Below are 19,740 nucleotides of genomic sequence, written 5' to 3'. Positions count from 1 at the left end.
TTTTCGCCGCTCTAGGCCTGTGCTACCATACAGGCAGTTTGAATACCTCATGGTTGATCGCATGGCAAAAGAGATAGAACGTAAATTTACCGTAATCCATGATGGCTGGAAAGCACAGGCCACTGCTTCGTCCCGTTTCCGTCAGGGTTATATGGGAAACGATGACAAGGCCTCGATACGTGTGCGCCTCGAAAATGACCGCGCGTTTCTGAATATCAAGAGCGCCACGCTTGGAATTCAGCGACACGAATACGAATATGAAATTCCCGTATCGGATGCCGAGGAGATGTTAGATCAATTGTGTCGCAAACCCCTTATCGAGAAGGTCCGACACTTTGTCGAATTTGAAGGTAACACATGGGAAGTGGATGTATTTGAGGGTGACAATGCAGGATTGGTCGTTGCCGAGATAGAATTAGAAGATGAACAGGAAACGTTTTCTGTACCCGATTGGGCAGGTGAAGATGTCTCGCACGATACTCGTTACTACAATGTTTGTTTGGTCAAACATCCCTATAAGGACTGGTCGTGACTATACAATGCTTGAGAGAATTGTCGGTTGATTGTTTACACGATAAGCGCAAATTACCGAACCATCGCCACTACCCGTTTGACGTCAATAAACCCCAACCTGTGCAACGCCATCTCCGTCTTTCACGAAGACGTTTTGCGGGAAAGCAGTGGTGGAAGTGATGTATCGCATCGAAGTTGACGTTCCCAATCAAACACTCACACTTTTCTTGAACGAGTCGGTTCACAAAACATTTCGAATCGCTACAGGTAAAAAAGGCGTGGGCGAAAAATTCGGTAGTGAACAAACCCCTCGCGGCCGACATATCATACGCGCAAAAGTAGGCGCCGGGGCCGCGCCTAATACGGTATTCGTTGGACGTCGTCCGACCGGGGAAATATATACGCCATCCATGCGCGAACTCCATCCAAAACGCGACTGGATCTTAACGCGTATTATGTGGCTTAGCGGTCTGGAACCTGGATTTAATCGCCTGGGTGACGTTGATACCATGCGTCGCTATGTCTATATACACGGTTGTCCAGATGAGGATGAGATGGGTATTCCCTCCTCTCACGGTTGCGTCAAAATGCGTAATAAAGACGTGATCACATTGTTTGATACCGTTCCAGCGGGAACACCGGTCCTTATCAAAGACGGCGAATTGGTGAAATAAAAAAGGGTGGCGCGAGCCACCCTTTTCTCAATACTTTCTATTACTGCAATACACCTTCAGCTTCAAGACGAATGGAGACATGATCGCCAATCGCTGGTACACCGTACTTGATGCCGAAATCAGAACGCATAACGCTTGTTGTTGCGTTAAAGCCACAGGTTTCTTTCTTGTTGAACGGGTGTGGACCACAATGGATCGCATCGACGTCCAGAGTCACGTCTTTAGTTACACCCATGATGGTAAGTTTACCATTCACTGTTGCCTTGTCTTTTCCACTAAATTTTACTGAGGTTGATTTAAAAGTGATCTCAGGGAATTCACCAACATTGAAAAAATCCGGTGAGCGCAGGTGGTCATCACGCTTTTTGAAACCGGTAAAAATAGAATCTGCCTTGATAGTGACCTGTACGGAGCCAGTGCCCTTATCCTGGTCCATTTCGAAACTTCCTGCTGTTTCCAGAAACGTTCCATTCATGGTAGAAAATCCCAAGTGATTAATGGTGAAGTTCGGATAGGTATGGGTCGGATCTAACTGATAAGACGCCGCCATAGATGCTACGGGAAGTGTCGCCAACAAAAAGCCCAATATGGTTTTACGCATTACATTCTCCTTAGATATAGTTTCAACAAATAGAAAATACTTTTTAAAATGGCACCGACCCTGCCGCCTTCCAGCTAAGTCCAATTGCGACCAGCGCAGGGACCATACAAAAACCGAACCATATAACCGCTCTCAACCATGGCGCCTGATCATTCGCCAATCCTATGCGCGCAAGTATTGGTATTGTGGCCAACACAATTAAGACATACCAAGGCATACTGGCGTAGATCACCGCCGCGACACCAATCAGTGATATAACAACTCCGGCAAACAATAGTTCAATAAATCTGGCATTACTATTGTGATGACTTAACAGTAGAGTACTAATCACAGCCAAGCCGCCTACTCCGATAGAAATCCCCATTTGTCCTAAAAAAGCAGAGGCACCCAACAGTGCAGCTCCACCAACGCCAAATCCTGCGGCAGACAAAGCTGACATGCCCGCTAGTGAACTGACTTGTTTTAACGACACAAAACCTAGCGTCATCCATAAACTGAATACCACCATACCTCCCCCAATAGATATCATAGGCAAGGTTTCCTGGCGCATCAGGTATGGCCACAACAACCATAAGGGCGCGGCAACGCCAAAAACGACCGCCACTCCCCTATGTATGCGCTTAGCTGGATGCAAATATTCCAGGGCAATACCAACAAAAGGCGCGAAGATGGCGAGCAGTACAATTTTTCGAGTAGACGTCAGCGGGTCAAATTGAATACCGGTAGTTAAAGCAACCATAGACAGCAAGGCGATCAAGACGGCAAATCCATATAGCCGCCAAATGCGCACTAACAGTAAAGATGTCATAAAGGCGGCAATAAAGGGAATTATCCCCCCCTGCGCTGCCGGGTTATTGAGTATGTCTTCCATTTTGCGGTAATCCGCACGATGCTCCCGTCGTTATTAATGCCGTGAGGCATTTAAAGCGTGGTGGACACTGTGTAGTCAAAATTTCCGTAACGCATATTTGGTTAGTCATGCATTTTCCCACTATGTTATTATTTCTACAAGCCGAAATAATCCATACTTGAAGTCGTTTATGTCTAAAAAATTACTTGTAAGCAGTAGCGTTTTTTTTCTGACATTCCTGTCTTCCGCTCATGCCACAAACACTTCCTCCAGAGGATTGCTGGATATCTACCAACTCGCACTTAGTAATGACGCTACCTACGCTGCGGAAAGATTTGACGCGGATGCGCTACATGCTAGTGGGAGTCTTTATAACTCCCAATTACTCCCTGACGTCAGACTATCGGCAAATTACGCCTACAACCGCAACCAGGTGGATTATGCTCCGGGTTCCAGCCTGAGTGACTTTGAACGGGACTTCAAAAGCCGAGGCGCGACTCTGCAACTGCGCCAGCCCGTTTTACGAGTGGACCGATACTTTGGCTATCGCCGTGATGCTATCAACCAGCAGTTGAGTGAGCTAAACCTGAAGCTCGCGGAACAAAACCTTATACTGCGAATCGCCAGTATTTACTTCGAAAATTTGCGTGAAACTGAGAATCTGTCCGTAGCCGTTGCACGCAAGAATGCCTTTCTCAGGAGTCTCGATAAAGCGAATCTCAGCTTTCAGTTGGGAACGAATACGATTACAGACAAACTGGAAGCCCAGGCCAGATTTGATTTGGCCAGTTCGGACGAAATTGAAGCACGAAGTCGCTTGTCGTCTGCAAGGGAAAACATGCGTTTGATTACGGGTAGCGTCTATACTCCCTTTCCGCTTCGCGAAGACAATGTATTGCCCAAATTGGACAACGACAATATCAACGGCTGGAAGACGAAATCGGAAAGTAATAATGCCGATTTACGAAAATCCATGCTGTCTTTGCAACAGGCAAGTCAACACGTCAATGCGGTTCGGTCAGAGTTTCTGCCACAGCTCGAATTGGTCGGCGCGTTGTCATATTACGAAGGACTTTCATTTGGAAGTGATCAGACACGTAACGAGGCGTCCGCTACTCTTCAATTCGAGATGCCCATATTTTCCGGGGGTGCTACCTCCAGCAAGCTGCGTCAGGCTGTGGCCCAACGGGAACGCCAACGCTTTCTGCAAGAACAAATGGCGCGCGATGTCGAAATCAGGACTCAAACCACCTATCTCAGCGTTATAGATGGCTATGCGCGTCTGGATGCGCTGTCCCAGGCGGTGAAGTCATCCCAAAGCGCAATGGAAGCCACGCAAAAAGGCCTTGAGGTCGGCATCCGCACTAATCTGGATTTACTCAATGCTCAGCAGCAGTATTTTGAAACCAAACGCGACTATATTAATCAACGTTTCAAGTATCTGTATGCATTGTTAGAGCTGAAGGCAATTGCCGGAGAACTCGACCTGGAGGACTTGAAAAAACTGGATCGACTCTTCGGCCCGGCCGATACATAACCAGGTATCCACCATACCAAAACAAATATTGTCATCCGTCACAAGTGGGAAGAACACGATGCCAACAACAAAAGCAGGCAGATTACTGCCAGTCTTTGCCGCGGCAATTTATTGCGCCTCGTCTATGGCCGCTACCATTGGCGGTAGCCAAACGGATTATTCAACCATTGTCCTCACCGCCGAAAGCGGCAGCGTCTATTTCGTCGGCAGTACCTATTCAACGGATTTGATCGAGTCACGACCATCTAAAACAACGCAAGACAGCGATGTCTTCGTCATAAAATGGGATAACGATACACAGCAAGCGAAAAGCATTTTCTTCATTGCAGGAAGTGGGCAGGATATCGCTCGCGGCGCAGTGGTGGACGCTAGTGGCGATATTTATATCGCAATTGAAACGAATTCCAGCGACTTACCTGTCACAGAAGACGCCTATCCCTATCAGGGGGACTGGGACGGCTACATAACCAAAATCACTCCCACTGGAAACATTCTTACAGCCGCCTATCTAGGCGGCAGTGGTACAGATTACGCGCACGCCATTGCTGTTGACAGCCTGTCCAATATCTATGTTGTAGGAGAAACCCGCTCAACGGATTTCCCAACCACCTCTAACGCACTAACCGCATCTTGCTCAGAGGTTGGCATCTGTAATAATGCGAATGGCTTTTTGAGTAAAATCGATAACAAGCTCGGGCAGTTTTCACTGGTATACAGCAGCTATTTTGGCGGCCAATCATACGACAGCATCCACACCATCGCCTTAGACTATTTAGGTCGCGTACACCTCGGAGGAGAAACTGATTCCAATGATCTCCCTTTAAGTTTTCCCAGCTACGACCGGCTTCAGGGTGAGTATGATGGGTTTATCGCCTTATTCGATCTTGGCGGAGAAGACAACGGCCTGGTTTACAGTAGTTATCTGGGCGGCAGCGGTTACGACAGCGTGCGCCGTATTAGTGTAAGTGATATCGGCCAAACCATTGCTACCGGCGAAACCGGTTCTGCAGATTTTCCTGTTTCAGGATCTCCTATTGCTAAGTTTTGCGCGATGGAGAAATTGGCCTGCAATACGCCCGATCGCAGCCACACTGACATCTTCATTACGATGATAGACCATGTCGACCACCAACAACCTTACTACTCTACGCTTTACGGGGGCAGTTCAGACGAAGCCCCAACACATATTGCGTGGTTTAAAGACCAAATTTATGTCTCTGGAATTACCTTTTCTGATGACTTTGCTACCTCGCTCAAGGCAACACTGAGTAAACGTGAATGTGGTGATCAATGCGCTCAGAAGTCGAGTGGCTTCATCATGCGACTTGATCCAAACAAATCAGGCCGGGGTGCGCTGACGTATTCTTCCTATCTTAGTGGATACACAAACACCAGCAAGATTACGTTCGGCGTCAGAAATGAACAGCTTATATTGCTTGGTGAAGCTCTCTCAGGATCAAATAACACCGAAGTGCTTTACTCAACTACTACCGATGATTTCCCCGCTGACCAGCTAGCCAGCCCTAAACCCAAACGCTGGTGGTGTTGCAGCATAGAGTTTCCTAGCATGCTACTCGGTATTTTTCTCATGACCCTATTGCGTTTTATTGGTCGTCATAAGTTATTTTTAGTTGCCAAGCGCTAAGTACCCGTCTATTTTCATATACATAATAGTAATAATCATTGGCGTGGGAAGGGTGCCAGGACATGATAACGTGCTTAATAACATCAATACTCCGCCCCCTTCAGAATCAGAAATATCCAATTTAGGGCCAGGTTGCTACGTAAAAATCGTAGACGGCGACAGGACATATTGGACTGAAATTATCAAACTGGAAGAAAACCGTATTACTGCTGTAGTACACAATGAACTGAGTGAAACACCAAAATGCCAGTCATGTGTCTCATCACACGCTGCGGTAGTTTATGGCAAGCAGAATATCGTTGAGCTTGGTTGCGATAATTACTGCTGGTGTTAAATCCTTTTCGGTTCAGGCGACATCGTCGCCTGGGCTGGGTCGGTAACGCTCGCGTAGAAATTCGCCGAATGTTCGACATGCATCATTGGTGGTAAATACCCCGGCCAATCTGCCGTTTCTTGTCACCAATACTGAGCCGATATGTGAATGCGCCATGTGCATCAGCACATTATCGAGCGGCTCATTGATATCGACGATATATGGATTCTTGATATACAAATCGGTTACGGTCTGCTGCTTCGCCGCTTCGATTTCGTTTTCCTGGTAATGCAAAAACTTTTCTATGTCTTTTCTGGTAATCACACCAACGAGTTCATTTTCATTTTTAATCGGCAGGTGATGAATCCCCTTTTCCTTCATTAGCAGTAGCGCCTGCTGTACGGTGGTATCGTTTGATATCCAGTACGGAAAAGATGTCATTACCTGTTTTATGCTGGGAATTCCGTTTCGCATGGTTCTCCGAATCTACTCGTGACCTTCAGAAGGCCTAACTATGCCATTTTCTAGCCAGGAAATTTGCCCTTTATATCAGGGTTATGAGGTAAAGCTCCAAAACCGCCCAGCCGATAAAGAAGTGTAAATAGCGAGGGGAAAAATTTCCATGCCATTTGATTCTGTCAGAAACTATTATGAAACACTGGTTTTTGAAGAGGTAAAACGCCAGTCTGGGAAACTGCGTGACGACAGTGTGCTTTCGGACATCGCCTGTGTCGCACTCAATCACCTGCCGCCTCGCTATTTTCGACACGAAGTGGACTTCTTTTTTTATCTATCCCCAGAAGAACGAAATGAAACATTGCACAAAGTTCAAACTGCGGTTGCAAACGCGATAGAGTTCATCAAAAACGCCAGAAAATAAGAATATTGGAAGATCAGGGGCTCGCCAAACCACTCTCAATCTGCGCTATCAACTGTCGATTTAACTCTCTTTGCTGCATATCGCTGCCGGCAAAACTGTCTGAACGCCGAGCCAGTTGAATGGCTTTGGTATAATTCCCTTTTTCATACTGCAACTGCGCCAGTTGATACCATAAATAGGCATTTTGAGGCTGTATGCGAATCGCTCGCTCGACTATTGAGATAGCCTTGTCTATGTCACCTTGACGCTCCGCAGTTTGCGCGTCTCGAACTAGCTTACGTATGCTGTCGTCCGGCCGACCTTGAGACGAGTCTCTATCCGATTCCCGTTTGAATTGCGTAAAGGCATCCTTTTGCGTGGGTGCGTGCTGTGGTGTAACTTCTTCCGTGGACTTTTCCGGTAATCCGGCACAAGACGTCAGTAAAACAAATAACACAACGACTATTAAAAAAGCTTTTGTATCCAACTTCTGGTCCTATCAATTATATTGCCTTTTAAACAGGCTGATTCCTCAAGATTTACACTACCCTTCACTACTGGAATATCCACCCCGTAATAACAACTGGATTTTAGTCGTTTGCCGTCTTCGGGATCAAACGTAACAAACTCAATATTGAGTGGGGCTTCCAATTGTAGTGGTGTTTTTTCCAACTGACTCATGATACCACCCCACAGCCTCATTGCGCCTGTGGAGCCACTAAATGGGGTCGATTGAAAATCGTCCCGCCCGAGCCACACAACACCAACAAACTCATTGCCATATCCAGCAAACCAGCTATCCCTTTTATCATTCGTTGTACCGGTTTTCCCTGCGACATTCAGATCACTGCTGACAATCTTATTCAGCGCCGAAGCGGTACCTGTCTTTACGACGTTTTGCAGCGCAACATGCATCATAAATGCTTGCTCGTCTGCAACCACCTTTTTGGTTTCTATATCGTAACGACTTAGCGGTCTGCCGTCGCCGGTAGTCACCGAACGAATAGCTCGCAGAGGCGTTAGATACCCGCTATCAGCCAAAGTTTGAAACAATTGCGCCACCTGCATAGGTGACAAGTCTATTGCTCCCAATAAATTCGCTGGATAGGAATCCAGTGGCTGACTGATACCCATTCGATGCAAGGTCTCATTAATCGAATCCACTCCCAATTCCAATCCGAGTTTTACTGCAGCGAGATTGTATGATTGGGCTAATGCCGCATACATTGGTATTGATCCGTGCGACACATTGTCATAGTTTTTTGGCGCCCAGATGGTTTCCCTGTCCATCTGTACTTCTACCGGTGCATCTTCCAGCATGCTTGCAAGATGGTATTTCTCCGGGGTCTCAAGCGCATGCAAATAGATCACTGGCTTAACAAGCGAGCCAATTGAGCGATCAATCGCGACCGCTCTATTTAATCCCGCAAAACCGGAACGACTGCCGCCAATAACTGCCTGTATTTCAGCGGAATGTCGACGACTAATTACCGCCGCAGTTTCCAGTTCACCGCTCTTTAACTGATAGATGCGCTCTAGTGCCGTCACATCGCGATTAAAGCTGGCCTCTGCACGTCGCTGAACAAGCGGGTCCAGAGTCGTAAAAATTCTTAGACCTTCAGAATGCAAATCTTTCTCGTCATAATCTCTTACCAATTGACGTTTCACTACATCGATAAACGCAGGAAACGGTGTAACGCCGCTTGGTTTTTCCTCGGTCACGCCCAGTGGCAAAGACTGCAAGAGTTTTAGTCGATTTTTTTCCAGCGGTTTGTTAGCGTACAGCGTTTGCAATATGAGATTGCGGCGTTCCAGAGCGCGTTGGGAATGACGTCGAGGATCGTAAAAAGAGGCACCTTTTACCAAGGCGACGAGCAAGGCTATCTCTTGTTCGCCAAGATCCGTAAGAGATTTTGAAAAATAGAACTGACTGGCCAGTCCAAAACCATGTATCGATCGACTTCCCTCTTGCCCGAGATATATCTCGTTAATATAGGCTTCTAGAATTTCATCTTTTTCATAATGCAGCTCCAGTAGCAATGACATAAAAGCTTCATTGATCTTTCGAAAATACGATTTGGTGCTCGAAAGATAGAAGTTCTTCACCAATTGTTGTGTGATAGTGCTTCCACCCTGGACCTTCTCCCCAGCTTGTATGTTTACCCACAATGCCCGCAAGATAGATTTGATCGAGATTCCATTGTGTTCATAGAATGACTTGTCCTCCACCAACAACAATGTCTGCTTTAGCGACTCCGGTACTTCCTTGAGTGACACCAATACGCGATCTTCTTTTTGACGGGGATAAATAGCGCCGATAAACATCGGCTCAAGTCGCAAAATATCGATATTCTCATCGGTTTGCAGATCGACAATATGACTTATCTGTTCGTCATTGAGTACTACGCGAACTTTACGCTTCGGTTCATCACCATCCCAGAAACTGAATTTGCGCAAATAGATATCCAAAAAATTTTGAGATACTGCAAATTCCCCCGGATTTCGCATATAGGAAACGCGTTTGTAGCTCAGCAGCGACAATTCCGAAACAATGTCAGCAGCGTCTATCTTCTGTTGTGAATAGAGCTCTAGCGGGCGCGCATATACGCGAGACGGCACTTGCCAGCGTGATCCCTCAAAATGGGACGTAATCAGAAAATCGAGAACAGCGAAGTAAATTACCGTGAGTATCGCGGACGCCAGCAAAGCAATTCGAATGATTCTACGTCGACGCTGTTGGCGGGTTCGTGCTGAATAAGCGGCCAATTCTGTTACAATCTCTTTCGGACAATTTGAAAAAACATTATATTAAACATCGCAATCCTTTTACGATATCCTTTTTCACCGACTTTGGAGAGTGAATAAATACCATGAACCGACGACTATTACTCGTTTTCATCGCCCTTATTAGTTTCAGCATGCCTTTATTCGCCGAAGACAAGGTGCCTCGCGTTAAACTCAAGACCAATGTGGGGGATATTCTACTCGAACTCAATCCCGCTAAAGCCCCAGTCAGCGTTGAAAACTTTCTCGAATACGTCCGTAGCGGTTTCTACGACGGGACTATTTTTCATCGCGTCATATCAAATTTCATGATCCAGGGTGGTGGCTTTACCGAAAAATTTGTCCAAAAAGACGTGCGCGCCCCTATAAAAAATGAGGCTAATAACGGGCTGCGTAATAATCGCGGCACGATTGCAATGGCGCGTACTGCAGACCCCCAATCGGCCACAGCGCAATTTTTCATCAACGTGGTCAATAACAACTTTCTCGACTTTCGTGCCCAGACATCCCGTGGCTGGGGATATGCGGTATTTGGCAAAGTCGTCGAAGGCATGGACGTTGTGGACAAGATACGCCGCAGCCGCACTGGGCCGGGCGGACAATTTGGCAAGGACGTTCCTGTAGAGGCCGTCATTATTGAAAAAGCGACCATAGTCGACTAACCGTATCGTGGCTACCTATATCATTGCTGATCTACATTTGTCGGTGGACACGCCTGAACGCGTGTCCGCTTTTGTCAAATTTCTCTCCGATATCGCCGACGACGCAGAAGCACTCTATATTCTCGGGGATTTTTTCGAGGTATGGCTGGGAGACGACGCTATTCCACCGCAAATCTCTCCCCTTCTTGGTCAGATTAAGAATCTTTCAGCGTGTATTCCCGTTTATTTTCAGGCGGGAAATCGAGATTTTCTCGTCGGTGAAAGGTTCCTGGATATGATAGGCGCAAAAGCCTTATCAGAAACGGAAGTCATCATGTTGTATGGGAAAGAAGTCTTATTGCTTCATGGTGACTTGTTGTGCACAGATGATCTGGACTATATGGCATTTCGCCAGCAAGTCCGCAATCCGCAATGGATAGCGGAATTTTTGCAACGCGAGATTGCTGAACGCATCGCCATGGCAACACAGGCCCGCGCCCAAAGTCGCATGCAAAATGCTGAAAAATCTACAGAAATCATGGACGCCAATACCACTACGGTGCTTTCTTACTTGAAACAATCTGGGGTTCAACGCATGATACACGGCCATACCCATCGTCCTGCCATACACGAATTCAAGCTGGACGAAGGTTTGGGAATGCGCGCCGTTGTTGGCGATTGGCTGGACAAACCCAGTTACATACGCCTTACCCAAGAGGCGATCGAACTTCATGATCCCCGTCTCGACACCCTGCAATGCGCTGTGGCATGGTAATCCCGAGAAAAATGCAGTAAATTCCCGGTGAGCTTAACCAGAGAAAACGTTTAACAATGAAGACACATGTGGTGGCCCTTAGCGACGTCGGACGACTTCGAGATGATAACGAAGATGAGTTCCTGGTTCGAAGCGACCTTAAACTTTTTGCCGTTGCTGACGGCGTTGGCGGAGCGGCAGCCGGAGAGGTCGCCAGTCATATTTTCGTAAAATGCTGCGAGACCGAGTTTCTCAAAGTACAGGATTGCGAAGTAGACTACCGGCAAACCGTTAGTGATTGTTTCGAGAACGCCAATCGACATATTGCAAAATACGGAACAATTAACCCCGATGCCGCAGGCATGGGCTGTACCGCCGAAGTACTCACCTTTGACAAGGGAAATTTTGTCATAGGACATGTAGGCGATAGTCGCAGCTACCTGTTTCGCGACGTTCAGCTCAGGCGTGTTACCCGAGATCATTCGGTCATGCAGGAGCGAATTGATATGGGATTACCGACGGATGAGCAGACACCACTGCCAAGCAATGCAATCTATCTCGCCGTCGGCCATATGAATGACACCCCGGCTGATATCTATGTCGAACCTGTGTATGCGGGTGATCTGTTTCTGATGTGTTCTGACGGACTGACCGATATGGTTAGCGAAGCAGATATTGCCTCAATTCTGCTCCATGGTGAGTCTGACCTGCAGCAAACCCTGCAAAACCTGGTCGCTGCGGCAAATAATGGCGGTGGTAGAGACAATATTACCGTGGTATTGGTAAAGGTGATCTCGGTCTAATAAAACAAACTTAGAAGTTAACCCTAAGCCCGATATTGTAGTTGTTAGTGATATATCCTAGCTCCATCACCATAGTCGATGTCTGAAAAAACCGACGATAGCGAGCAGGCAACATCGCACTCGCCCCTACATGTAATAATGCTGTCGCCAAAAAGTAGCCGTTGACCCTGGCCATACGCGGACAACTGCCTATTAGCGGATTCATCTCAACATAGCTACCATCGCCACAGTTCATGGCTATATCTCTGGTCTGTCCCCAGTCGGCAATATGCGTGACCAAATAGGCCGCTTCCCAAAGCGAATCCTGTAACTTCCAATGCGATGTCTGTTTTGTGGCTAGGATTTCAGCCGCCTGCCCTACTGACGTCGCTAAGGCAATAGACGCAATAATTGCTATACTTTTTCCCGTATGTTTGGCCACTTTTGACGCCCCGTTTCATTGTGCTTACGGGAAGGGTGTCGACAGGAAAAAATGGATAGCTAACGCCGAAAAATGCCAACCGGATCACATAATGACAAGTTGTTATCCAATGATTTCAAGGCCAAACCAAGGGAAAAGTCGCATTCTGTGGTATTTCGCCGGTGTAAAACGGAATACATCTTGAATTGATATTTCCACTTTAAAACTGTGTGGGTTAGGACGTACGGGACATATGCGCTACCTTCTGGCAATTCTGCTTTTGTCGAATCCTTTCATCGCCTTGTCATATGCCGATGAAAACTTTGCGGCAACGATACTTCGTGCAGAGATCCCCAAGATATTGAATACTGGTCAAGGCATAGTCGCCGATCTAAGAATCAGGAACGACGGAACAGAAACTCTGTCCAGCCAAAATGGGGTTGAAATGCTGTTCAATACAAATCAACGTGCCTGGCCCGATCAGGCAATAAGTCTTGGTAACTTCAAAATCAAACCGGGGCAAACGGAAAATATCAAATTACGTGTAAATGGCCCCTCAAGAAGTGGCATCTACCTGATTGACTGGCGACTTAAGCAGGAACAGAAAGAAATCTCCCCAGCAACGGCCTCAGAACAAATCGTCGTTGAAAGTGCATCAAATCAGGTCAGATTTATTTCGCAGGTCGTACCTGAAAATATGAATGCGGGTGAAAAATACATGATCATCGTGCAATTCCGCAACGATGGAAAATATGTCTGGAACAATGATGATGGTTATCGTCTAGGCATAACCGGTAGTGATGAAAAGGCTTGGGGTAATAAATTGGTTTCCATGCGCGACAATGAGGTCGTCCCTCCTGGAGAGATTGCGTCATTTCGATTCGAAATTGCTGCCCCCACAGATCCTGGTAACTATGCCTTACAATGGCGCTTAAAAAAGAATCGAAAAGACTGGATTGGTGAACCGACTCCGGTAAGCGTCGTAACGGTAACCCAAGGGACCAGAGAGCTGGACGCAGAATTTATGCACCAGGTTCTACCTAATCTGCAACACTCAACAGCACCCTTCACCATTTTTAATAGTGGCGAGATTTATCCAATCACTATCACGTTTAAAAATACCGGTAGCCAACCCTGGTTACCCGATATCTATCATCTCGAAGCACTAGACACTAAGGCGGATATTGTATGGTCAGTTTCACGTGTTGAATTGCACGACAACGAGGTGGTTCATAGTGGCCAATTGAAATCTTTTACTTTCAAAGTAATCGCTCCGTTAGATCCTGGTATCTATAACTTCCAATGGCGTTTAAAAAAGGGGAACGAAACCTGGGTTGGCCAGGCTACCGAGAATGTTGTGGTAACCGTACAACGATAAAAAAAGGCGCCTTAGGCGCCTTTTTCTTATTTGATGTCGATGAGTTCTATATCAAATACGAGAGTCTCATTTGGACCGATATTAGGTCCGGCTCCTCGCTCACCGTAACCCATACTGGCCGGAATAAAGACTTTCCATTTCGCGCCAACCTGCATGAGTTGCAATATTTCCTGCCAACCTTTGATAACGCCACTGACGGGGAATGTCGCTGGACGTCCACGTGAATATGAACTGTCGAACTCGGAACCATCTATTAATGTTCCGCGGTAATGTGCAACAACGCTATTATCTAAACCAGGTCGCTTACCGTCACCTTTCTTCTCGACGCTATATTGAACGCCGCTGGGTAACACTATTACACCATCTTTCTTTTTGTTGTCTGCGAGAAACTTTTCACCTTTCTTGAGGTTTTCATCGGCAACCTTCTTCATGTGGTTGGCCTGTTCCTGCTGAAGTTTCTGTATCGCCTGTATCATCTCATCGCGGGTCATTTTTGGTTGTTTGTCACCTAAGATATCTTTCACCGCGCCAACAAAAACACCGGGGTCGATGTCAATTCCATTTGCCTTGTATTGCTCTGCAACCTGAACACCCAAGGTGTAACTCAATCGTTCTTTATCTGTTTTGAGCCCGGCAGCAAACGCTACGGATGAAATGCCAAATAAGCACACCAGGCAAAAAATTCTCAAACCCATCATTATTTCCTTTGTGATTGTGTATCAATCTAAAATTGGTCAGCCATTAGATCATGGATAAGTAAAAAAATCCATGCCATGTGTAGGAGACAGCCCAAGCTTGCAAAGGTGCCCGAAAAGTTATTATGGACCTCTTTTGGTTGTGGGAGGAGCTAGCATTCGTCAATAATCAGGCAGTTTTCCGTTGCATAAATACCGGTAGTAATTCGAAGTAATCATTTCTAGCCAACTCGATAGCATCATCCATTAAACGTTCGGTAACGCCACAGAACTGCATTGCACGCGCAAGTTCTTCTGTTTGCCCGTCTTCTCCTATGCCAGGCAAACCCGCAATGGCGCTGGCATGATCGGCCAATAACAACAAAGACGCTTCCAATCGCTGGTCACCCGCTCGCACAGGATGGTGTTGATACCGGATAACGGTAGACAATCGCGCGGGGTACAGCCAACGATTCATAATTTCTAAGGAAATCTCCGTATGATCAATACCGAAAACCAAACGCTCTATTTCATAAAATGGTTCTTGCTGATTCATCGCGCGGTTTAACATGACCTTGAAAAGTTCTGGAATCTTTTGCGCGAAAACGATGCGGCCGAATTCATGTAAAACGCCGGCGACAAAAAGACGGTCACGCCCCAACACTGGCGTGCTAATCATACCCGCAAGTCGCTTTGCCATCAGACCTACAAACAATGAGTGTTTCCAATAGTTATCGAGGTCTATGAGCGTTGGCTGGCTTTGTTCCGTGGCAGCGCGTAAGGCGACCATTAACAACATATCCTGCAAATCCTGCGTTCCAATAATAGTGATGGCGCGAGTTAAATTATCCACTTTTGCGGGGAAATGATAATAAGGACTATTGGCCATGCGCATCACTCTCGCCATCGTCATAGGGTCTTTGGCGATTTCGTTGGCCATGTCGATTGCAGAGAAACGTGGATTGTTTGCCATTTCATTAATCCGCAGACACACGGATGGTATATGAACAAAATCCTCAATATCTGCAGTAAATTCCCGCGCAGTAATGGGCATATTCAAATCCTTGAAGCTGTAATTTTCTTCCCGAGTCATCGACATCCCGTACACGCGTCTTTAGGTTCACTTTCGGCAGAATTCCTTTGCGAAAGGATATGTTATAGATATAGTCAAAAAATTTATTAAGATACAGTTCGCACATAAAATGAGATTGATTTGCTAAAACTTTGGCTTCATTGGACGAATAAGGTTGTGAGACACCCGGAAAAGTGTGAAATGAACATAGCGAACGTCAGTTCTAGTTATTTGCAGACCACCCATCAGGGGCATTCAGCTCCGGGGCTGCAACCCAATGCGACGCCTGTAGCGCAGGCGGAGTCGCTGACGCGCATTAATTCCACGCAAAATACCGCCAATAGCGAAAACAAACCCAACACACAACAACAGGATCAGCAGAACGCCGGGATTGGCGAACTACTTAGCCAGAAAGCCCAACTCGGACGAAATACAAAGGACTACAAGCAAAGAGACGAACAGCGCAAGGATGAAAACAAGGGCACGCTCGCACAGGAACAAAGTGAAAAACCCGTAGACAACCCCGCCGGACTTGATGAAGACGATCTTGAAGAAGTAAAGGAACTCGCAAGTCGAGACCGTGAAGTCCGTGCGCATGAAGCCGCGCATCTGGCTGCTGCAGGGCAATATGCCAAAGGCGGTATCAACCTTGAAACTAAGCGCGGCCCTGATGGTAAAAGTTATGCCGTCGGCGGTCATGTAAGCATTGATACCAGCCCAGTACCCAATGACCCTGAAGCTACTCTACGTAAAGCACAGAAAATCCGCGCCGCAGCTATTGCCCCTGCTGAACCTTCCGGTCAGGACCGGTCTGTGGCCATCGAAGCCGCACGTATGGCTTCTGAAGCGCGTATGGAGATCACTAAGGAAAAGCAAGAAGAAATCAAGCAGACACTGGAATCAAAAGACAAAACTACTGAAGAAGCCTCAACACCTACTGGCTCTGAACAAGCACGTTCACGATTTGCCCAGGCCTATGAAAACGTCGCAGGCATTGGGCAGTTTGATACCGAGGAAACGCGCTTCAGAGCAACCGCCTAGGACTGAAGCGGTAACGACATATCCCTATTCCGCATAAAATCCGCTGTTCTGAAAAAGGCATCTTTCAGATGCGCTTTTAAATCTTCGTTCTCAATCTGTTCGTCGATGGCCTGATTCATACACATCAACCACTGATCACGCTCCTCCTTTCCAATGGAAAAAGGCAAATGTCTCGCACGCAAACGCGGATGCCCATATTTCTTTACGAACAGCGGTGGCCCACCCAACCAGCCCGATAGAAATTCAAACAACTTCTCTCTGGCAGAGGCCAAATCTTCAGCATGCATTTTACGTATGCCAAAGGTTTCCGGCTGCTCATCCATTAACTGATAAAAGCGATCCACCAGGCGACGTACGGCTGGTTCACCGCCCAGGAGTTCATAGGGATTGGAATCTGGTGTTAACATGGTCATGTATTGTAACACCCACACTGCTTATACGGCATTAAATTCATTTTTCCTTGTCATTAATGCATTATGAGTCAATTCAGATGCAAAAGACGGTTAAAGCTAGTGATGAACTGTAGCCGGTGGAGCTGCGTTGATTGTGATTGTCTGACGACTCACCGATCCAATAAAGTCGGTAACGATTACTGCCACCGTTCCTGCAGCGTTCGCGGTCAATAAACCAGTTCCATTTATACTTGCCAGTGCCACATTGCCAACACCCCAGGAATAGGGCCTAACTCCACCGCTAGCACTAAATTGCAGCGTCGCCCCAACATTGACCGTATTTGCCGGGGAATTGATAACCAGCGGAGTGGTATTTGCTGCCACAGTAATCTGTGCCGACTGTGGCGTACCTAAAGCATCTGTGGCAGTAATTGTCACCGAGCCCGCGGCGATTCCAGTAACTATCCCGCCACCATCTACTGTAGCGACAGATGTATTCGAACTTGTCCATGAATACGGGGAAGTACCACCACTAACATTGAGTTGTAGCGAACCTCCAACGCGTATGCTGCTGGTAACCGGGTCCAAAGCCATCGGGCTGACGACCACGGTAAGACGGTTGGCAACACTATTACCGGATGCATCGCTTGCTGTGAGACTAAAACTGCCCTGTGCCGCTGGTGTTACGGTTACTGTCTCATTTTGTGCGCCAGTGATGGAAATCTCGGCGACGCCAGTATTACTGGTGCTCCAGTTGTACGGACCTACTCCACCGTTTACGGTAAACGTCGCCACTTCAGTCAGCTGTAAACTGGTTTTATTAACCGGCCTAATCAATAAATTTGTAACCGTAACATTCACTGGCGCGCTGGTACTACCTGACGAATCTGTAGCCGTTATGCTAGTGCTGCCTACAGCTAATCCCTGGAACTGGCCACTAAGCGCATCTATGGTTCCGACAATGGAATTCCCTACCGACCACGTATAAGGCGCCTGTCCACCGGAAACCGTAAATCGGAAACTCCCTCCAATCGGTACTTCCGCATTTTGTGGAGAAACTCTGACCACGCTCGGATTGACTGGTGCTGGATTAGGCGTTGGTGCGGGCACAGGATTGATCGGTATAGGACCGGATTGAGGCACACTGTTTACCGCATTGAATACATTCAGACGCCCACCACTGCCCACGACGTTGCTCAGCGCAGGTTTAGTGTCGACTGTGTTTAATATTGCGCTGCGTACCTGGGCGATAGAAAGCGTAGGATTCTGTGAATATAGGAGTGAGATCGCACCTGTAACATAGGGCGCAGACATGGAAGTCCCTGTCATAAACTGATAGCCGTTATTATTGGTGCGTATAACCGTACTGACGATGCCCATTCCGGGGGCGACCAGGTCGACAGTGCGTGTACCAAAATTTGAAAAAGTGGTGATCTGATCATTCTGATCGGAGGCGCCAACCGAAATGATATTAGGCAAATTATACGTACTAGGATAATAGCCACTGGTATCGCTGTTTACGCCATCGTTGCCGGCAGCGGCTACGAACACATGCCCCGCACTATTGGCCGCTTGAATTGCATCATACAAGGCCTGACTGAAATTCGTCCCACCCCAGCTATTGTTCGATACCTTGGCACCGTTGGCCACAGCGTACTCAATAGCACGTATTGCTGACGCAGTAGTGCCTATGCCCTGGTTATCCATAAACTTTAGTGGCATTATGCGCGCGCGCCAATTGACCCCGGCGACACCAATACCATTATTGCCTCTCGCAGCGATGATACCCGCGACATGTGTTCCATGATTATGGTTATCCATAGGATTATTATTATTTAGCGCGAAATCCCAGCCGCGTACATCGTCGACAAAACCGTTGCCATCGTCATCCCGGTTGTTACCCGGAATCTCTCCTGGATTGGTCCAGATATTATTAACCAGATCGGGATGGTTATAGTCCACTCCAGTGTCGATAACCGCGACAACGACATCATTACCGGTCTGGATATCCCAGGCCTCCGGCGCGTCGATGTCTGCGTCAGCAACTCCCCCATTTTGACCGGTATTGTGCAGACCGTATTGCCGTGCAAAGCGCGGATCGTTGGGAAGCACGTTTATCGAATAAATATAATTCGGTTCTGCGAATGCCACAGTTGGGTCTTTAGCCAATTCACTCAGCGTTTCATTGAGTGTATATCCCGGTTGCACGCTTGCCAGCGTTAAACCCGGTACAAGCGAAAAACGAGAGCGTTCCGTCAAACCGGCCGCCTGCACTGAGCGTGCGCGGCTGCTTGTTCCCGTGGAATGGGTAAATTTGATGAGTATACCGTCGGCGGCAGGAGTTTCAGCTTGATCACTATGGTGATATACCGGCAAGGGTTCCGAACACGCGCCGACCACGGCAAGCAATGCCACGACGCATAAGCGTTTAAGCCTTACCATTGCCTGGCAAGCCATTGTTGAATGCGTTTGTCCCATCCCCATCTGCCTGTAACTTGTTTTTTTTCGTGATGACAGACTGCGACATCACGAATGGACTCAGTTTCTGTTGAAAAAGTTTTTATTGTGAGAGATTTCCAGATATTGACAATCAGTGTCGAATGACGCCGGATATCGATATGGCTATAAAACGAATACAGGGATTGCTATCAGATTCGCTTCCGTGCGTTGCAACGACTTTATTATGCGCGAGAGCTTACCATGTCTTTTTTACTCAGTCACACACAAACGCCAGGAATTCGGAATGGCGCAAAGAATTTTGCCCATAACCCCAATCTTTTTCACTATTTAGCGACTCGGTTCTACCCGC

20 protein-coding genes are annotated in these 19,740 nt (G+C 47.2%); 10 read left to right on the top strand and 10 right to left on the bottom strand.

Annotated elements, in window-relative coordinates; translation table 11 throughout:
- Positions 1-61: 61 nt before the first annotated feature.
- Both OEZ43_10605 and OEZ43_10600 read left to right on the top strand, forming a co-directional pair.
- Positions 62-532: a CYTH domain-containing protein gene (locus tag OEZ43_10605; protein MDH5546035.1), complete on the top strand. Its 471-nt coding sequence runs from the start codon at positions 62-64 to the stop codon at positions 530-532.
- A gap of 157 nt (positions 533-689) precedes the next feature.
- Positions 690-1,187: a L,D-transpeptidase gene (locus OEZ43_10600; GenBank protein MDH5546034.1), complete on the top strand. Its 498-nt coding sequence runs from the start codon at positions 690-692 to the stop codon at positions 1,185-1,187.
- A gap of 40 nt (positions 1,188-1,227) precedes the next feature.
- On the opposite strand, the gene OEZ43_10595 is transcribed toward OEZ43_10600, so the two are convergent.
- On the bottom strand, positions 1,228-1,788 hold the full coding sequence (locus tag OEZ43_10595; GenBank protein MDH5546033.1) for a YceI family protein: 561 nt from the start codon (positions 1,786-1,788) through the stop codon (positions 1,228-1,230).
- Between the two features lie 43 nt (positions 1,789-1,831).
- Positions 1,832-2,659 carry a hypothetical protein gene (locus OEZ43_10590; protein ID MDH5546032.1) on the bottom strand — a complete coding sequence of 276 codons (828 nt, stop codon included), beginning with the start codon at positions 2,657-2,659 and terminating at the stop codon, positions 1,832-1,834.
- A gap of 169 nt (positions 2,660-2,828) precedes the next feature.
- Between OEZ43_10590 and OEZ43_10585 the strand changes: the two genes are divergently transcribed.
- Entirely contained in the window at positions 2,829-4,175 is a 1,347-nt protein-coding gene (locus OEZ43_10585; GenBank protein MDH5546031.1) for a TolC family outer membrane protein, read from the top strand.
- 58 nt (positions 4,176-4,233) lie between these two features.
- Positions 4,234-5,820 (top strand): SBBP repeat-containing protein, encoded by a 1,587-nt coding sequence (locus OEZ43_10580; GenBank protein ID MDH5546030.1) that lies wholly within the window; start codon positions 4,234-4,236, stop codon positions 5,818-5,820.
- Positions 5,821-6,166: 346 nt separating this feature from the next.
- Here the strand turns inward: OEZ43_10580 and OEZ43_10575 are convergent, their stop codons facing one another.
- The gene (locus OEZ43_10575) at positions 6,167-6,607 is read right to left on the bottom strand and encodes a CBS domain-containing protein (GenBank protein ID MDH5546029.1); all 441 of its coding nucleotides are present in this window, start codon (positions 6,605-6,607) and stop codon (positions 6,167-6,169) included.
- Between the two features lie 148 nt (positions 6,608-6,755).
- Here OEZ43_10575 and OEZ43_10570 point away from each other — a divergent pair, with 148 nt between their 5' ends.
- Entirely contained in the window at positions 6,756-7,013 is a 258-nt protein-coding gene (locus OEZ43_10570; GenBank protein MDH5546028.1) for a late competence development ComFB family protein, read from the top strand.
- Between the two features lie 13 nt (positions 7,014-7,026).
- Here OEZ43_10570 and OEZ43_10565 read toward each other — a convergent pair whose 3' ends face one another.
- Together OEZ43_10565 and mrcB are read right to left on the bottom strand one after the other, a co-directional pair.
- Positions 7,027-7,479, bottom strand: a complete 453-nt coding sequence (locus OEZ43_10565) for a tetratricopeptide repeat protein (GenBank protein MDH5546027.1) — start codon at positions 7,477-7,479, stop codon at positions 7,027-7,029.
- Positions 7,458-9,758, bottom strand: a complete 2,301-nt coding sequence (gene mrcB / locus OEZ43_10560) for a penicillin-binding protein 1B (GenBank protein ID MDH5546026.1) — start codon at positions 9,756-9,758, stop codon at positions 7,458-7,460. The genes OEZ43_10565 and mrcB overlap by 22 nt, the downstream gene beginning before the upstream one ends.
- Before the next feature lie 152 nt (positions 9,759-9,910).
- Between mrcB and OEZ43_10555 the strand changes: the two genes are divergently transcribed.
- From OEZ43_10555 to OEZ43_10545, 3 genes are read left to right on the top strand one after another with little or no spacing between them, the layout of a single operon-like run.
- Positions 9,911-10,438 carry a peptidylprolyl isomerase gene (locus OEZ43_10555; protein ID MDH5546025.1) on the top strand — a complete coding sequence of 176 codons (528 nt, stop codon included), beginning with the start codon at positions 9,911-9,913 and terminating at the stop codon, positions 10,436-10,438.
- 7 nt (positions 10,439-10,445) lie between these two features.
- Positions 10,446-11,192: a UDP-2,3-diacylglucosamine diphosphatase gene (locus tag OEZ43_10550; GenBank protein MDH5546024.1), complete on the top strand. Its 747-nt coding sequence runs from the start codon at positions 10,446-10,448 to the stop codon at positions 11,190-11,192.
- A gap of 56 nt (positions 11,193-11,248) precedes the next feature.
- Complete coding sequence (locus OEZ43_10545; GenBank protein ID MDH5546023.1) at positions 11,249-11,974, top strand: protein phosphatase 2C domain-containing protein; 726 nt, start codon at positions 11,249-11,251, stop codon at positions 11,972-11,974.
- 10 nt (positions 11,975-11,984) lie between these two features.
- On the opposite strand, the gene OEZ43_10540 is transcribed toward OEZ43_10545, so the two are convergent.
- Complete coding sequence (locus OEZ43_10540) at positions 11,985-12,395, bottom strand: hypothetical protein (GenBank protein ID MDH5546022.1); 411 nt, start codon at positions 12,393-12,395, stop codon at positions 11,985-11,987.
- A gap of 232 nt (positions 12,396-12,627) precedes the next feature.
- Here OEZ43_10540 and OEZ43_10535 point away from each other — a divergent pair, with 232 nt between their 5' ends.
- Entirely contained in the window at positions 12,628-13,752 is a 1,125-nt protein-coding gene (locus OEZ43_10535; GenBank protein MDH5546021.1) for an NBR1-Ig-like domain-containing protein, read from the top strand.
- A gap of 26 nt (positions 13,753-13,778) precedes the next feature.
- Here OEZ43_10535 and OEZ43_10530 read toward each other — a convergent pair whose 3' ends face one another.
- Both OEZ43_10530 and OEZ43_10525 read right to left on the bottom strand, forming a co-directional pair.
- Positions 13,779-14,450, bottom strand: a complete 672-nt coding sequence (locus OEZ43_10530; GenBank protein ID MDH5546020.1) for an FKBP-type peptidyl-prolyl cis-trans isomerase — start codon at positions 14,448-14,450, stop codon at positions 13,779-13,781.
- A gap of 166 nt (positions 14,451-14,616) precedes the next feature.
- Positions 14,617-15,519 carry an HDOD domain-containing protein gene (locus tag OEZ43_10525; GenBank protein ID MDH5546019.1) on the bottom strand — a complete coding sequence of 301 codons (903 nt, stop codon included), beginning with the start codon at positions 15,517-15,519 and terminating at the stop codon, positions 14,617-14,619.
- Positions 15,520-15,699: 180 nt separating this feature from the next.
- Between OEZ43_10525 and OEZ43_10520 the strand changes: the two genes are divergently transcribed.
- A complete protein-coding gene (locus tag OEZ43_10520) occupies positions 15,700-16,539 on the top strand; it encodes a putative metalloprotease CJM1_0395 family protein (protein ID MDH5546018.1) in 840 nt (279 codons plus the stop codon).
- Here the strand turns inward: OEZ43_10520 and OEZ43_10515 are convergent.
- Positions 16,536-16,946, bottom strand: a complete 411-nt coding sequence (locus OEZ43_10515; protein MDH5546017.1) for a group II truncated hemoglobin — start codon at positions 16,944-16,946, stop codon at positions 16,536-16,538. The two genes, OEZ43_10520 and OEZ43_10515, sit on opposite strands and share 4 nt — an antisense overlap.
- 102 nt (positions 16,947-17,048) lie before the next feature.
- A complete protein-coding gene (locus OEZ43_10510) occupies positions 17,049-19,409 on the bottom strand; it encodes a S8 family serine peptidase (GenBank protein MDH5546016.1) in 2,361 nt (786 codons plus the stop codon).
- Positions 19,410-19,740 lie beyond the last annotated feature (331 nt).

This window comes from Gammaproteobacteria bacterium (assembly GCA_029881255.1).
Lineage (GTDB): Bacteria > Pseudomonadota > Gammaproteobacteria > S012-40 > S012-40 > JAOUMY01.
Note: the sequence above shows the minus strand (reverse complement) of the source record. Positions and strands in the feature narration are given on the sequence as shown.